The sequence below is a fragment of the Streptomyces sp. TAA486 genome, assembly GCF_000426165.1.
Map to the genome: position 1 here is coordinate 21,881 of NZ_AUEV01000009.1, position 15,873 is coordinate 37,753.

The following is a 15,873-nucleotide window of genomic DNA, read 5'->3' on the forward strand; positions in this document are numbered from 1 at the left end:
GGCGGCCGGGGCCGCAACGGACCGGGAGAAAAACAGGAGTCGGGCGGTGAGAGAACGGTGCAGGAAGAGCATCCGTACGGCCATGTCACGCGGGGTGGGCGGCCGACGTTGCTGTCCACTCCGTCCAAGAGCAACCCTTGATTTTGTACACATAAGGTCTATGACGGCCCCCGGCACGGTGGCTGTAGCCTACGGGCGTGATCAGCGCGATATCTCCCGGGGGCTACACGGCCCCCGCCCGGTGCCCGTTGCGCGACAGCGCCAAGGGCCGCCGCTGGTCGTACTCCACGGCACGCGTCGAGCCCCGGGCCACCGCCCGCGTTCCGATGCCGTGTCCGGACAAGCCCCCGCCATTTCACGTCACGCAACGGCGCGCGACAGGAGCCACAGGACATGCAGACCAAGCTGGACGAAGCAAAGGCCGAGCGGCTGGAAGAAGCCGCCCGGGTAGCTGAAGAGAGCCCGGCCGGGGGACAGCACCCGGCGAGGGGTCTCGAGAACGGAGCGCTCAGGGCGTTCCTCCAGCGCTACTACCTGCACACCGCTCCCGAGGACCTCACGGACCGCGACCCGGTCGACGTCCTCGGTGCGGCGTTCTCGCACTACCGTCTTGCTCAGGAGCGGCCGCAGGGCACGGCCAACGTGCGCGTGCACACCCCTTCGGTGGACGAGAACGGCTGGACCTGCACGCACACGGTCATCGAAGTCGTCACCGACGACATGCCCTTCCTCGTGGACTCGGTCACGAACGAGCTGTCACGGCAGAACCGTGGCATCCACGTCGTGATCCACCCGCAGATGATCGTGCGCCGCGACGTCGCCGGGAAGCTGCTCGAGGTGATGGACGCCGGGCGCGACAAGCTCGGTCACGCCCCGGTGCGGGAGTTGCCGCACGACGCCCTCACCGAGTCCTGGATCCACGTCGAGATCGACCGTGAGACCGAGCGTGACGACCTCAAGCAGATCACGGACGATCTGCTGCGCATCCTCTCCGACGTGCGCGAATCCGTCGAGGACTGGGGGAAGATGCGCGGGGCCGCGCTCGGCATCGCCGACGAGTTCGACAGCCGGCCCCTCGCCAAGGACGTGCCCTCGCAGGACGTGGAGGAGGCGCGGGAGCTGCTGCGCTGGCTCGCCGACGACCACTTCACGTTCCTCGGCTTCCGCGAGTACGAGCTGACGCAGGAAGCCCCCGACGGGAACGGGGAGTTGACGCTCACCCCGGTCCCGGGCACGGGCCTCGGCATCCTCCGGTCCGACCCGCAGCAGACGTCTTCCGAAGAGGGTCACCCGGTCTCGCCGTCCTTCAGCCGTCTGCCGGCGGACGCCCGCGCCAAGGCCCGCGAGCACCGTCTGCTGGTGCTGACGAAGGCCAACAGCCGTGCCACCGTGCACCGTTCCTCGTACCTCGACTACGTGGGCGTGAAGAAGTTCGACTCCGAGGGCAATGTCGTGGGGGAGCGGCGCTTCCTCGGACTCTTCTCCTCCGCCGCGTACACGGAATCGGTGCGCCGTGTGCCCGTGATCCGCCGCAAGGTCGCGGAAGTGCTGAGCTCCGCGGGGTTCGCTCCGGACAGCCACGCGGGCCGTGACCTGCTCCAGATCCTGGAGACCTACCCGCGCGACGAGCTGTTCCAGATCCCCGTCGATCAGCTGCGATCGATCGCCACGTCGGTGCTCTATCTGCAGGAGCGCCGCCAGTTGCGGCTGTATCTGCGCAAGGACGAGTACGGGCGGTACTACTCGGCGCTCGTCTACCTGCCGCGCGACCGCTACACGACGGCGGTCAGGCTGCGGCTGACGGAGATCCTGACCGATGAACTGGGCGGCACCAACGTCGACTTCAGCGTCTGGAACACCGAATCGGTGCTGACTCGGCTCCACTTCGTGGTCCGGCTCAAGCCGGGTTCGCGGCTGCCCGAGCTGACCGACGGCGAGGTCGACCGGATCGAGAACCGTCTGGTGGAGGCCGCGCGATCCTGGGCCGACGGATACGCGGAGGCGCTGACGGCCGAGTTCGGCGAGGAACAGGCCGCGGAGCTGGGCCACCTGTACAGCGCGAACTCCTTCCCCGAGGGGTACAAGGCCGACTTCCCGCCGCGTGCCGCCGTCGCGGACCTCCAGCATCTGAACAAGCTCGCCCGCGGCGAGGGCACCGCCGACTTCTCACTCAGCCTGTACGAGCCGGTCGGTGCCGGCCCGGGTGAGCGCAGATTCAAGATCTTCCGCATCGGTGAGCCCGTCTCCCTCTCGGCCGTCCTCCCTGCGGTGCAGGCGATGGGCGTCGAGGTCGTCGACGAGCGTCCGTACGAGCTGCGCTGCAGCGACAAGAGCAGGGCGTGGATCTACGACTTCGGTCTGCGCATGCCCGTCTCCCACGCGCACGGCCTCGGCGAGGACGCCCGCGAGCGCTTCCAGGACGCCTTCACCGCCGTATGGACGGGCCGGGCGGAGAACGACGGGCTCAACTCGCTGGTGCTCTCCGCCGGTCTGACCTGGCGCCAGGCGATGGTGCTGCGTGCGTACGCGAAGTACCTGCGGCAGGCCGGAGCCACCTTCAGCCCGACGTACATGGAGGACACCCTCCGGCACAACGTGCACACGACTCGGCTGCTGGTGAACCTCTTCGAAGCCCGTCTCGACCCCAGCCGCTCGCGCGCCGGTCACGAGCTGACGGACGGACTGATGGAGGAGCTGGACGGCGCGCTCGACCAGGTCGCGAGCCTCGACGAGGACCGGATCCTGCGTTCCTTCCTCACCGTCATCAGGGCCACTCTGCGCACCAACTACTTCCAGAGCACCGGCGCGGGCAGCAGGGCCGGAGGCGCGAAGGACCCGTCGGCGGGGCCGCACGAGTACCTGTCCGTCAAGCTCGACCCGCAGGCCATCCCCGACCTACCGGCGCCGCGCCCCGAGTACGAGATCTGGGTGTACTCGCCGCGCGTCGAGGGCGTGCACCTGCGCTTCGGCAAGGTCGCGCGCGGCGGCCTGCGTTGGTCGGACAGGCGGGAGGACTTCCGCACGGAGATCCTCGGCCTGGTCAAGGCGCAGGAGGTCAAGAACACGGTCATCGTGCCGGTCGGAGCCAAGGGCGGGTTCGTCTGCAAGCAGCTGCCCGACCCGGCGGAGGACCGCGACGCTTGGCTGGCCGAGGGCATCGGCTGCTACAAGACCTTCATCTCGGGTCTGCTCGACATCACGGACAACCTCGTCGCCGGTGATGTCGTCCATCCCGAGGACGTGGTCCGTCACGACGAGGACGACACGTACCTCGTCGTCGCCGCCGACAAGGGCACCGCGACGTTCTCCGACATCGCCAACGAGGTGGCGGAGGCGTACGGATTCTGGCTGGGTGACGCCTTCGCCTCCGGCGGTTCCGCCGGCTACGACCACAAGGGCATGGGCATCACCGCCCGCGGCGCCTGGGAGTCCGTCAAGCGGCACTTCCGCGAGCTGGGCCACGACACCCAGACGCGGGACTTCACGGTGGTGGGCGTCGGCGACATGTCGGGCGACGTGTTCGGGAACGGCATGCTGCTGTCCGAACACATCAGGCTGGTCGCGGCCTTCGACCACCGGCACATCTTCCTCGACCCCGAGCCCGATGCGGCCACCTCGTACGCCGAGCGCCGCCGGCTCTACGACCTGCCGCGCTCCTCCTGGGAGGACTACGACACCTCGCTGATCTCCGCCGGCGGCGGCGTCTATCCGCGTACCGCGAAGTCGGTGCCCGTCACTCCGCAGGTGCGGGCGGCCCTCGGCATCGAGGCGAAGACGGGGAAGGTCACTCCGGCCGAGCTGATGCGTGCCATCCTCGGTGCCCCGGTCGATCTGCTGTGGAACGGCGGCATCGGTACGTACGTCAAGGCGTCGACGGAGTCCAACGCGGACGCCGGCGACAAGGCCAACGACGCCATTCGCATCGACGGCCAGGACCTGCGGGTGAAGGTCGTCGGCGAGGGCGGCAACCTCGGCCTGACCCAGCTGGGCCGCATCGAGTTCGCCCTGAACGGAGGCCGCGTCAACACCGACGCCATCGACAACAGCGCGGGCGTGGACACCTCCGACCACGAGGTGAACATCAAGATCCTGCTCAACGCGGTGGTGGCGAACGGCGACATGACCGTCAAGCAGCGCAACAGCCTGCTGTCGGAGATGACCGACGAGGTGGGCGAGCTCGTCCTGCGCAACAACTATGCGCAGAACACCGCGCTCGCCAACTCGATCGAGGTCGCACCGGGCCTGCTCCAGGCCCACCACCGGCACATGCGCCGCCTGGTCAAGGAGGGCAGGCTCGACAGGGAGCTGGAGTTCCTGCCCGGCGACAAGCAGATCCGTGACCGGCTCGCTGCGGGACAGGGCCTGACGCAGCCGGAGTTGGCGGTGCTGCTCGCGTACACCAAGATCACGGTGTCGGACGACCTGATCAGCACTCAGCTCCCCGACGATCCGTATCTCCAGCAGCTGGGTCACGCCTACTTCCCGCGCCAGCTGCGCGAGCGGTTCCCCGAGGAGATCATCGGCCACGCGCTGCGCCGCGAGATCGTCACGACGCTGCTGGTCAACGACACGGTCAACACCGGCGGTTCGAGCTTCGCGCACCGCATGAAGGAGGAGACGGGCGCGTCGACGGAGGAGGTCGTGCGCGCGCACACCGCCGCCCGCGCCATCTTCCGGCTCGGCGAGATCTGGGACGAGGCGGAGGCGCTCGACAATGTCGTCGCGGCCGACGTCCTCACCAGCATCAGGCTCCAGTCGCGCCGCCTCGTCGAACGCGGCACACGCTGGCTGTTGAACAACCGCCCGCAGCCGCTGCAACTCGCCGAGACGATCGAGCTGTTCAGCGACCGGGTCGCCGAAGTGTGGGACGAGCTGCCCAAGCTCCTCAAGGGCGACGACCGCGTCTGGCACCAGGCGATCCTGGACAGGCTCGACGAGGCCGGTGTTCCGTCCGAACTGGCGATGCGGGTGGCCGGGTTCTCCGCGGCCTTCTCCGGGCTGGACGTGGTGGCCGTCGCCGACCGTACGGGCGTGCAGCTGCTCGATGTCGCCGCCGTCTACTACGACTTGGCGGACCGGCTCGGCATCACGCAGCTCCAGGAGCGGGTCAGCGAACTGCCGCGCGCCGACAGGTGGCAGTCCATGGCCCGTGCGGCCATCCGCGAAGACCTGTACGCGGCACACCAGTTGATCTCCGCGGACGTGCTCTCGGAGGGCGACGGGACGGCGACGCCCGAGCAGCGCTACGAGAAGTGGGAGGCGAAGAACGCGACGATCCTCTCGCGTGCCCGCGCCACCCTCGACGAGATCCAGGCGTCGGAGACCTTCGACCTGGCCAACCTCTCGGTCGCCATGCGGACGATGCGCACGCTGCTGCGCAGCAACCGGTGAACGACCTGAAGAGCTGAAAACGGCCCTGCCGGACGAAGACCCGGCAGGGCCCGGCGGTCCCCGTGCGGTCACCCGTACGGGGACCGCCGTGTGTGTGCCCGCCCCCGGGAGCTGTGGCCCGGGCAAGCCACCGGGGCACGCGTTCGGCCGTACCCAGGGCGCACGGTGCGCGCCGCCGGTCTTCACTGGAGAGGACCGCAGGGGAGGCCCATGCGTACCGAGTCGAACGCCGCTTCCGCTTCAGGGTCCGGATCATTCCCGGCTCCGGATTCACCGGATTCCGGGGCCGCGGCCGCCCCCTCACCGCCGGCCACTCGGGGGCCCGCGCCGGATCGCGCAGGCCGCCGGATCCCGCAGCACCTGGTGGCTGCGGCCGTCGGGCTCGCGCTGCTGGCAGCCGGATATCTGCTTCAGCTGCTGGGCGTGCTGCTGGCGGGCACCGCGCTCGTCGTCTCCGGTGCCGTGCTCGGCATCGTCACGGAGTCGTGGCTGCTCAGCCGCAGGCCTGCCCTGGCCCAGAGCCTCGGCCGGGCCCAGCTGTACCACCCCGTGCGGCAGCTGCTCCGGGACGGGCTCCTCCTCGGCGGGCTGGCACGGCTCGATGTGCTGCGCCCCGTCCACTACGCGGCCTGGCTGCTGATCGCCGTGCTCGGCTGCTGGGCGACGCACTTCATGTGCCAGGGCGTGGCCGCGCGCGTACGACGCTCGCGCAGACTGCCCGTGGTCACCCGCAACATCGACGTCTCCGCGTTGCGCATCGGCCCCACACCGCCGGCGCTCTTCGGACGCGACGGCGCGGCGCGGCTGCTGGCGTGCAGCGCACTCATCACGGCCGGGGCCACGGCCACCGTGGTGACGGGCAGCGCACGCTGGGGCGCCCTGGTGGCGCTGCTGTGCTGGGCGGTGCTGCTGACCGGCGTGGTGCACCTGGGCTGCAGGATGCTGCCGGGACGGCGTCCGGCCGGCGAGGAAGAAGTACTGGCCTGGCTCGACGGATGGCTGACGGCGTACAGGCCCACGGTCGGGATGTACTTCTCCGGCGGCACGTCCTCCGCGTACCAGGCGAACATGTGGCTGCCGATGCTCGCCCGGCTGGAGGGACGTCCGCTGATCGTGCTGCGTGAGCGCTTCATGGTGCGGCGCATCGACGCGACCGACGTCCCCATCCTGTGCATTCCGAAGGTCGCCCATCTGATGCGTCTGGAACAGTCCGGCCTGCCCGTGCTGCTGCACCCGGCTAACTCCGGCAAGACCTCCCACGTGCTGCGCATCCCCACGATCAAGCACGCGTTCATCAACCACGGCGAGAGCGACAAGCTCTCCTCCTGCAATCCCTACGCCAAGGCCTACGACGAGGTCTGGGTCGCCGGACCCGCCGCGCGCGAGCGCTACCGCCTCGCCGGCATCGGCGTACGTGACGAGGACGTGGTGGAGGTGGGCCGCCCGCAGCTGGAGCCCGTCCGCCCGTACGCGGGGCCGCCGGCGCCCGGGGAACCCGTCACCGTGCTGTACGCCCCGACCTGGGAGGGCTGGACCGACGATCCCGGCAACACGTCGCTGCCGCTGGCGGGCGAGCGGATCGTTGCCGCGCTGCTCGCGGACGAGCGGGTCCGGCTGCTCTACAAGCCGCATCCGATGACGGGTTCGGTCGATCCGGCCGTGAGGGACGTGGACCTGCGCATCCGCGAGCTGATCGCCGAGGCCAACGCGTCCCGGCGGGTGCAGGCCGCGAGGAGTCCGGAAAGCGCGGAACGCGCGGAACGAGCGGCGGAGCTGGAGCGGCGTGATGCGGAACTGGCGGCACTCGACGAGCAGGGGTCCCGGCGCGGCTGGGACGAGGCGGAGCGCATGCTGCGGCAGCACCCCGGGGCATGGCCGTCGGCAGCGACGGTGCTCGACGCCGTGGAGGCGTGGGAGGAGTGCTACTGGCGGGCCTGCGACCCGGCGGAGCATCTGGTGCTCACGGGGCCGCGGCCGGGCATCCACTCGTGCTTCAACCAGGCCGACCTGCTCGTCTCGGACGTCTCCAGCGTGGTGTCCGATTATCTGAGCAGCGAGAAGCCGTATGCCGTCGTGAACACCACGGGCCTGACGGAGGAGGAGTTCCGCGCCGGCTTCCCGACCGTGCGCGCGGCCACCATCCTGACGCCGGCGGCGGAGGGGATCCCCGCTCTGCTGGAGTCGGTCCGCGAGCCGACCACCGACGCGCTGCGGCCGGCCCGCACGGAGCTCAAGGCCTACCTTCTGGGGCCGGACGAGCCGCCCTCAGCCGTCCGTTTCGGCAGGGCCGTGGACGCGCTACGGGCCGAGGCGGAGGCTCACCAGGCGCGCGGCACCGAACGAGGGGAGCACGGCGTGCCGATCGAGCCGAGCGAGTCGGCAGAAGCGGCCGGCGCGGCGGGTTCGCCGGACCCGCCGGGTCGGCGTGGGCGTACCGGTCAGCTGCTGGCCGAAGGGCTGGGCGACGCGTTCGGTGACGACGAGGCGCTCTGACCCTTGGTCCCCGGCGCCGCGGGGCCCTTCGCCGCTGGCTCCAGCGGCTTCTCCAGCGGCAGCGGCTGCAGGGCCACCACCAGGTCGTTCACCAGGGAGAAGTAGAACCAGACCCCGGTCTCCGTCTCGCCGAGCCGCACGCGGGGAACCAGGTCGGTCTTCTTGCGGTCGGCGAGGTCGCCGAGCAGCCGCCCGAAGCGCACGCGTGGCGCGTCCTCCGCACCGGTCCGCAGCCACAGGTCCCACACGCCCTTCAGCTCCCCGGAGTCGAGAGCCGCCGGCAGCTCGTACGGAAGCTCGAACGAAGCCGAGGGCACGAGCCCGGGGGTGAACTGGAAGGGAAGCTCGAAGTCCGGCTCCGTCTTCGTGCGGGAGACGGCCACGATGGTGCTGCCGTCCTCGTCCGCCGCCTGGGCGGCGTGCCCGTACAACTCGGCGCGCACGGTGCAGGCGTCCTTCCCGAGTTCCACGGAGGTGACCTCGGCGTGCCCGCGGCGGTGCCAGGCCCGTACGGCGAGATAGCCGTCGAGGGTGGTGTATGGCACGCGGGGCGTGAGCACGCCGTCGCTGTCGACGGGTGCGGGCATCGACAGAAGCCGGGCCGTCTCGACGAGCTCGGACTGGATCCGCTTGCGCTTGCCGTCCACGAGCCGCTCGACGTAGGCGTCCCAGCGGTCCTCCGTCAGCGGGTGCGCGGTGCGTTCGAGCCGCACCTCGACCCAGCCGTCGACGGCTTCGGCGCGCGGCGGGATCGGGATGCGGTGCGGCGTTCCGCTGTCGCGCCGCGAGCGTACGAGCAGTACGGACGGTGTCTTCGGCAGCCGCTTGGCAAACAGGCGGATCACGAGCGAACCGTCGGTGGCGACGCGTGTGCGGGCGATGGGACGGCGCAGCTTGGCGGCCGGACGGTTCGCGTCGCGGCGGCGGCGCCAGGCCCGTACGGCAGGGCGCAGCACGGGTCCGGCGACGCGCAGGGCGAAGCGGCGGAAGGGCCGGGACGGTGGAGGGGTCGGGTTGACCGGGCTCGGGCTCTTCTTTTTCGCCGCCGGTGCCGCCGGTGCCGCCGGTGCCGGCGAGTGAGGGGCGGACGGGGCGGACGCCGCGGGCGCGGACGCGGCCACGGGGGCGGGTGCCGTACCCGGCGGTGGACCTTGCACCGGCGTTTCCGCCGCGACGGGTGCGATCGCGGGCCCGGACCCGGTGGATGCCGGCGTGGGTGCCGCGGCTTCCGCCCCGGCCCCCGCCCCCGCCGCGGCTGCGGCACCCGCAGCGGCTCCGGACCGGTGTGCGTGCTCCGCCCCCGCCCGGATCCGCTCCGGCTGTGCGCCCCTGCTCCTGCGCTGTTCCAGCAGCTTCTCGATCAGCTGCTCGTACTCGCCGGCGATGCGCTCCGGTGAGTAGCGGGCCGCCTTCTCCAGCGCCGCCTGACTCATCCGGTACCGCAGTTCGGGGTTCTCGATCAGTTGCAGCAACGCGTCGGCGAACGCACGGACGCTGTCCTTCTCCGTCGGGCCGAGCGGTGCGAGCAGCCCGTCCTGCCCGTTGCCGATGATCTCTCCGGGGCCGTAGGGGCAGTCGGTGCTGACGACCGGGACCCCGCAGTGCATCGCCTCGACGAGAGTCATCCCGAAGGACTCGGCGTCGGAGGACACGGCGGCGATGGCACCCTTGGCCCACTCGGCCTCGATGGGGGCGTGCGGTCCCATGAGGAAGGCCCGGTCGTAGAGGCCGAGGTTGTCGATCCTGGCGCGCAGCGCTGCCTGTTGCCGCCCCCGCCCGTACAGCCGCAGCCGCCAGTCCGGGTGCTTCTCGGTGACGAGGGCGAACGCCTTGAGAAGGCGGTCGTAGCGCTTCACCTTGATCAGCCGCCCGGCGGCGACGATCAGCTTGCTCTCGCCGTCGGACGGCTCGACGTCCACGGCCGGCACGGCGTTGGGAATGCAGGTGATGAGGGCGTCGCCCTCGGCGGTCTCGGTGCCGGTGCCGGTGATGGCGGCGCGGTAGTTCGCGGCGTCCGCGTAGGAGACGGTGACGAAGGCGTCGAGGAGCGGGATCGCGGCGTCCTGGTGCGAGCGCACATGGTCGCTGTGCATGGCGTGGGTGAGGTGTTCCTGGCCGATGCGCAGGTAGCGGTCGCTTCCGTAGGCCGCGAGATAGTCGTTGATCTTGGGGCGGGTGGCGATGACGACGTCGGCGTCGGTGTTGCGCAGGTATTCCTCGACGCGTACATCGCCCAGGTGCGTGGCGACCCCGCGCTCCAGATGGTCGGCGCCCTCCGTGAAGCGGTGGCTGGGCTCGCGGAAGCGGGGGTCGTCGCCCTCGTAGCCGCGTTCGGTGCGGCGCAGTTCCAGCAGGTGGGTCATGGTGACCCGGGGGTCGAAGGAGAGAGCGGTCTCACGGACCGTACGGCGGAGACTGACGACCTCGACCGAGTGACGATCGGCAAGTGCTCGGGAAAGGTTCACCGTCGAGCGGATCGTTCCCCCGATTCCGTAGGCGTTGTCCAGCAGAAAAGAGATTTTCATCTGGCCCGTTCCTCACAGCCGCCGCTCGAAAACGGCATTCGAAATGCCCCATATCGGCAGTATTGTCCATATGTGATGTGAAAATAGCCAGCACGGTCGAAGTCGACGTGTTCAGGCGGACGATGCCGGCGGACGATGTCCGGCGGGACCGGCCCCCAACACCGGCTGAACCATCGGTGGACGAGGGACGTCGGTCGGCGGAAGCCCTGTTCGCAGGGGCCTCCAGGGCGTGCATGCGGGGGCGGAGGGCTCGTATACAGGGCGGTGGGTGCTGCGGAACCCGCGGATTCTCCGGTCCGGGGCGCCCTCGTTCCGCCGTTCCGCCGCACGAGGAGAAGCGCTCGCCATGACCTCCACCTCCACGCCCCGCGCAGGGGCCACGGACGCACACGACACAGCAGCGGGGGACGGGCAGGAAAAGCTGCCGCAGCCTCGTTCCTTCCGCGAAGTCCGCGGCTGGTTCTACAACACCGACATCGTCCTGTTCGACTGGATGCTCTCGCGGCAGGACAGGCTCGAACAGCGCGGCGATCTCCTGGAGATGGGTGCCTATCTCGGCAAGAGCGCGATCATGCTGCAGTCGTACCTCGCGCCCGGTGAGACGTTCACGGTGTGCGACCTGTTCGGCTCCGAGGCGCCCAGCGCGAGCAACGAACGCGAGATGCGCGGCTCGTACTCGACCCTGACCCGGCGCGGATTCGAGAGCAACTTCCTCTCCTTCCACGACGAACTGCCGCGCGTGCTGCACGCGCCCACGTCCGTCGTTCCCGGTGAAGTCGAGGCGGGCAGCTGCCGGTTCGTCCACGTCGATGCGTCCCACCTCTACGAGCACGTGCGCCCGGACATAGCGGCCGCGCGCACCACGCTCAGGCCAGACGGCTTGGTCGTCCTGGACGACTACCGCTCCTCGCACACCCCCGGGGTGGCGTGTGCGACGTGGCAGGCCGTGCTGGAGGACGGACTGCGCCCCGTGTGTGTCAGCGCCCAGAAGTTCTACGGGACGTGGGGCGACCCCGCCCCCGTACAGGACGAGCTGCACGCGGCCTTGCGTGCGCGTGGCGACTGCTGGCTGCAGTGGCAGGATGTCGCGGGCCACCGGCTGCTGCTGGTGGGTGCGGACAAGGCGGAGATTCCGCAGCTGCCGAGCTCCCGGCATGCGAAATCCCGGGCCGGGGCCCGGGATTCCGAGGGTGACGGTGCGCGGGGCGGCAGGGGCGCTGCGCTGTCCGCGCTGTCCCGCCGCACCGCCCGCGAGGTGCTGCCCCCCGTGATATCCCGGCACCTGTCCCGAGTGCTGCGCGGCGCCCGGGACCGGTGACGGGAGGGGCAGCCCCCGCGTCGTCCGCTGTGCTGTTGTGCTGTCGGCTCCAGTACCGAAGTAAGGCTGTACCGCCCCTACTTCACGGCGCCGGCCATCATTCCCGAGACGAACTGACGCTGGAACGCGAAGAAGACGATCAGCGGGATGACCATCGACACGAAGGCGCCCGGCGCCAGCACGTCGATGTTGTTGCCGAACTGGCGGACCTGCTGCTGAAGAGCCACTGTGATCGGCGGATTGCCGGAGTCGGCGAAGATCAGAGCGACCAGCATGTCGTTCCACACCCACAGGAACTGGAAGATGCCCAGCGAGGCGATTGCGGGGCCGCCCAGAGGCATGACCACGCGGGTGAAGAGCCGGACCTCGCCGGCGCCGTCCAGACGGGCCGCCTCCAGCAGTTCGCGCGGGATCTCACCGAAGAAGTTCCGCAGAAGGAAGATCGCGAACGGCAGACCGAAGGCCGTGTGGAAGACCACCACACCCACCGTGGTCTCGAAGAGCCCCAAGGCGTTGAACAGCTTGGCGATCGGAATCAGAGCCACCTGCACCGGGACCACGAGCAGTCCCACGACCAGCAGGAAGAACCAGTCGCGGCCGGGGAAGTCCAGCCAGGCGAAGGCGTATCCGGCGAGTGCGCCGATGACGACGACGGTCACCGTGGACGGGATCGTGATCATCATCGTGGTGAGGAGCGAGCCCGTGACCACGTCGTTGGCGAGCAGGGCGTCGTAGTTCACCGTCGAGAACTGACCGGCGTCCAGCACCCAGGGGAAGCTGGAGTTGAAGTCGAAGATCTTCCACCAGCCCGAGAGGGAGATGTTCTCCGGGCTGCGCAGCGACGAACTCAGCAGACCCGCGGTGGGCATCAGCCACAGGAGCGCGACGATGACCAGGCCCAGCCGCACTGCCCAGTGGCCGGTCATGGTGACCAGCCGGGAGGCGACGGAGGTCTTCTGCTGCTGTCCCTTGGGCACCGAAGGCTTCGGGGAGTCGACGGTGGGTTCGGGTTGGGCCGCACTGACCGCGGTCATCGGCGTGACTCCCTTCGCAGGCGGCGGATGTTGACGACCATCACCGGTACCACGAGGAGCAGCAGGATGACGGCGATGGCACTGCCCACACCCTGGTTCGACTTCGTGCCGAATGACGAGAGATACAGCTCGAGAGCGAGGACGTTGGCGTCCTTCTGGCTCGCGCTCGGAGCGATGACGTAGACGAGGTCGAAGATCTTCATCACGTTGATCATCAGCGTGACGATGACGACTCCGAGGACCGGAGCCAGTACCGGCACGGTGATCTTGCGGAAGACCTGCCACTCGTTCGCGCCGTCGACCCTCGCGGCCTCCAGCAACTCGCGTGGCACGCCCGCGAGTCCGGCCGCGATCAGGACCATGGCGAAGCCCGCCCACATCCACACGTAGGAACCGATGATGGAGGGAGTCACCAGGGTCGAACCGAGCCAGTCGACGCCGTTGTACGGTGCGGCGAAGTTCGAGGCGGGCAGGCGGAGTTTGGCGCCGTCGGCCGCCGAAGGCAGCGAGAACGTGCCGTCGGCCGCGGTCTCGGTCTTGCCGACGACCTTGCCGCCCTTGACCGCCTCGACCTCGATGCCCTTGAGCGCCTTCTCCTTCCCGTCGATGACGTCCGGCTTGCCGCCGCCACCGGGGGCGAAGTCGAGCCAGACGGTGCCGCTGACCCCGCCGGACTTGGCGGGCGGCGCCGACTTCGCGCCGGCCGCACCGGCCACGTCCTTCGGCGGGACGCCGACGAGCGCGAGGTTGGCCGGATCGGCCGCGGACACGGACGACTTGGTGGTGAAGGCGCCGCCGCCGGACTTGGCCAGACCGGCGTTGGGCCGGGGACGGGCGCCGGGCCAGGCGGAGGACTCGGCGAAGGTGTCGTGCACTCCGACCCAGACGGCGTTGGCGACGCCCTTGTTCGGGTCCTGCTCGTACACGAGCTTGAAGATGATGCCCGAGGCGAGCATGGAGATCGCCATCGGCATGAAGATGATGAGCTTGAACGCCGTGCCCCACCGCACCCGTTCGGTCAGCACGGCGAAGATCAGACCGAGAGCCGTGCAGACGGACGGGACGACGATGATCCAGACGAGGTTGTTCTTGAGGGCCGTCAGGTTGTCTTCGTCGGTGAAGATCGTGGCGTAGTTGCCGAATCCGACGAAGCTCGATCCGGAGGCGTCGAAGGTGCTGCGGAAGACCGAGTACAGGATCGGGTAGACCACGAGTGCACCCAGCAGCACGAGCGCGGGCATCAGGAACGCGAAAGCGATCCCGGGCCGTGCGCGCATCACGGAGACCTTGGCAGGTGTCGGTTTCGGCCCTGAGGGTGCGGCGGCGTCGTTGGCTGTTCCGGCCGGCGATTTCGTGCCGGCAGCGGTGCCGGAGGAGTCACCAGCGCCTGGTGGTTCGTCCGTTGGCGGGGAGGGCGTTGGGGTGGGCATGACGGTGTTGTCCCTTGTCCGGGTCCTGGCGTTCCCAGGCTTGGAGGTGGCTGGAAGCGAGCGGTGCCGCCTGTGCCGGACCAGCCGCGAACGGCTGGTCCGGCACAGGCGGTTGTGTCGCTGCTCGTCAGTCCTTGAAGACCTTGGCCGCGGACGCCTCGAGGGCGCTCTGCGTGCCGGCGACGTCCTTCGGGTTCTTCAGGAAGTCCTGCAGGGCCTTCCACTCGCCCTCGCCCTTGGTGCCACCGAAGGCGGCCGGGGCCTGGTCGGACATGTCGAAGCGGAAGTCGTCGCCCGCCGCGACCAGGGACTTGGCGATCTCCTGCTGCGCGGAGTTCGGGTACGCGGAGTTCGCCAGCTCCTTGTTGGGCGAGAGGAAACCGCCCTCCTGCGCCCAGACGGCGGCGGCCTCGGGTGAGGCGAGGAAGGTCATCAGCGCATTGCTGGCCTTGCCCTCCTTCAGCACCACAGCGGCGTCGCCACCCGTGATGACCGGGGCGTCACCGCCGACCGACGGGAACGGGTAGACCTTGGCGTCCTTGCCGATCTTCGCCTTGGTGTCCTTGGCGATGTTGATGCCGACGAAGTCGCCCTCGAAGACGCTCGCCGCACTCGGGCTGTCGGTGGAGTCGAAAGCCTTCGAGACGGACGTGGGGAAGTCGGTCTGCAGCGCGCCCTTGTTGCCGCCGGCGAGCAGTTCCTTCTTGCCGAACAGCTCGGCGAGGGTGGTGAGCGCCTTCTTGACCGAGGGGTCGGTCCACTTGATCTTGTGCTCGGCGAGCTTGTCGTACTTCTCGGGGCCTGCCTGCGAGAGGTAGATGTTCTCGAACCAGTCCGTGAGCGGCCAGCCGTCGCCGCCGCCGACGGCGACCGGGTCGACACCGGAGTCGGCGATGGTCTGGGCGTTCTTGATGAACTCGTCCCAGGTCTTCGCCTCGCCCACGCCCGCGTTCTTGTACGCGGCGGTGTTGTACCAGATCAGGGACTTGCTGGCGGCCTTGAAGTACAGGCCGTACTGCTTGCCGTCGACGGCGCCGAGGTCCTGCCAGCCCTTGGAGAAGTTCTTCCCCATCTCGGCCTTGGTGCCCTCGTCGAGGGGCTTCAGCCAGCCCTTGTCGGCGAACTGCTTGAGCACGCCCACCTGCGGCAGCAGCGCGACGTTCGGCGGCGCACCGCCCTCGATCTTGGAGCCGAGGAAGGACTCGACGTTGTCGCCGGTGGGGGTGAACTTCACCTCGGCACCGGTCCGCTTCTCGAAGGCCTGAAGAACCTTCTCGAAGTTCTTCTGCTCGTCGCCCGTCCAGACGGCGGCGACTTGAAGCTTCTGACCCTTGAGCTTGGGCAGCTTGACGGTCTCCTTGTCCGCCTGGGAGGCGCCACCGCCCTCCCCCTTGTCGTCGCTGCCGCCGCCACCGCAGGCGGCCGTGAGCGACAGAGCGGCGACGGCGCAGAGCGCTACCGCGCCACGTGCAGCCGACCTGGTGCCGGTCTTGCTGAAGATGCTGGTGTTGCTCCTGGTGCCTGATGCACCCGTCGCACGGACCGTTTTACGCATAGCTCCCGCCGTCCCATCGGAGGCGCGGCCCCGGATCCCGGTCGCCGCGTCGTGGTGGTCACAAGACAGAGGGCCTCTGGTCCCCGCCCTACAGTCCCGTGGGCAAAGTCCTACGCCTGAACGCGGA

7 protein-coding genes are annotated in these 15,873 nt (G+C 69.5%); 3 read left to right on the forward strand and 4 right to left on the reverse strand.

Annotated elements, in window-relative coordinates:
- Positions 1–393: 393 nt before the first annotated feature.
- Together I004_RS0114650 and I004_RS33985 are read left to right on the forward strand one after the other, a co-directional pair.
- A complete protein-coding gene (locus tag I004_RS0114650) occupies positions 394–5,391 on the forward strand; it encodes an NAD-glutamate dehydrogenase (RefSeq protein ID WP_028436118.1) in 4,998 nt (1,665 codons plus the stop codon).
- A 363-nt stretch (positions 5,392–5,754) separates the two neighbouring features.
- Positions 5,755–7,884, forward strand: coding sequence for a hypothetical protein (locus I004_RS33985; protein ID WP_199779396.1), 2,130 nt, complete (start codon positions 5,755–5,757; stop codon positions 7,882–7,884).
- Here the strand turns inward: I004_RS33985 and I004_RS0114665 are convergent.
- A complete protein-coding gene (locus I004_RS0114665) occupies positions 7,830–10,409 on the reverse strand; it encodes a glycosyltransferase family 4 protein (RefSeq protein ID WP_028436119.1) in 2,580 nt (859 codons plus the stop codon). The genes I004_RS33985 and I004_RS0114665 overlap by 55 nt on opposite strands.
- Positions 10,410–10,755: 346 nt before the next feature.
- Here I004_RS0114665 and I004_RS0114670 point away from each other — a divergent pair, with 346 nt between their 5' ends.
- The gene (locus I004_RS0114670; RefSeq protein ID WP_028436120.1) at positions 10,756–11,727 is read left to right on the forward strand and encodes a class I SAM-dependent methyltransferase; all 972 of its coding nucleotides are present in this window, start codon (positions 10,756–10,758) and stop codon (positions 11,725–11,727) included.
- Between the two features lie 77 nt (positions 11,728–11,804).
- Here I004_RS0114670 and I004_RS0114675 read toward each other — a convergent pair whose 3' ends face one another.
- The 3 genes from I004_RS0114675 to I004_RS0114685 all read right to left on the reverse strand — a co-directional run bounded on the left by I004_RS0114675 (position 11,805) and on the right by I004_RS0114685 (position 15,746).
- Entirely contained in the window at positions 11,805–12,653 is an 849-nt protein-coding gene (locus I004_RS0114675; RefSeq protein WP_486580017.1) for a carbohydrate ABC transporter permease, read from the reverse strand.
- A 104-nt stretch (positions 12,654–12,757) separates the two neighbouring features.
- The gene (locus tag I004_RS0114680) at positions 12,758–14,038 is read right to left on the reverse strand and encodes a carbohydrate ABC transporter permease (protein WP_028436122.1); all 1,281 of its coding nucleotides are present in this window, start codon (positions 14,036–14,038) and stop codon (positions 12,758–12,760) included.
- A gap of 280 nt (positions 14,039–14,318) precedes the next feature.
- The gene (locus tag I004_RS0114685) at positions 14,319–15,746 is read right to left on the reverse strand and encodes an extracellular solute-binding protein (protein ID WP_037976303.1); all 1,428 of its coding nucleotides are present in this window, start codon (positions 15,744–15,746) and stop codon (positions 14,319–14,321) included.
- Between the last annotated feature and the right edge of the window lie 127 nt (positions 15,747–15,873).

Excerpts from the sequence above, each read along its gene's own strand:
- I004_RS0114650 (WP_028436118.1), top strand. The coding sequence starts at position 394 with ATGCAGACCAAGCTGGACGAAGCAAAGGCCGAGCGGCTGGAAGAAGCC.
- I004_RS0114665 (WP_028436119.1), bottom strand. The coding sequence starts at position 10,409 with ATGAAAATCTCTTTTCTGCTGGACAACGCCTACGGAATCGGGGGAACG.
- I004_RS0114670 (WP_028436120.1), top strand. The coding sequence starts at position 10,756 with ATGACCTCCACCTCCACGCCCCGCGCAGGGGCCACGGACGCACACGAC.
- I004_RS0114675 (WP_486580017.1), bottom strand. The coding sequence starts at position 12,653 with ATGACCGGCCACTGGGCAGTGCGGCTGGGCCTGGTCATCGTCGCGCTC.
- I004_RS0114680 (WP_028436122.1), bottom strand. The coding sequence starts at position 14,038 with ATGCGCGCACGGCCCGGGATCGCTTTCGCGTTCCTGATGCCCGCGCTC.
- I004_RS0114685 (WP_037976303.1), bottom strand. The coding sequence starts at position 15,746 with ATGCGTAAAACGGTCCGTGCGACGGGTGCATCAGGCACCAGGAGCAAC.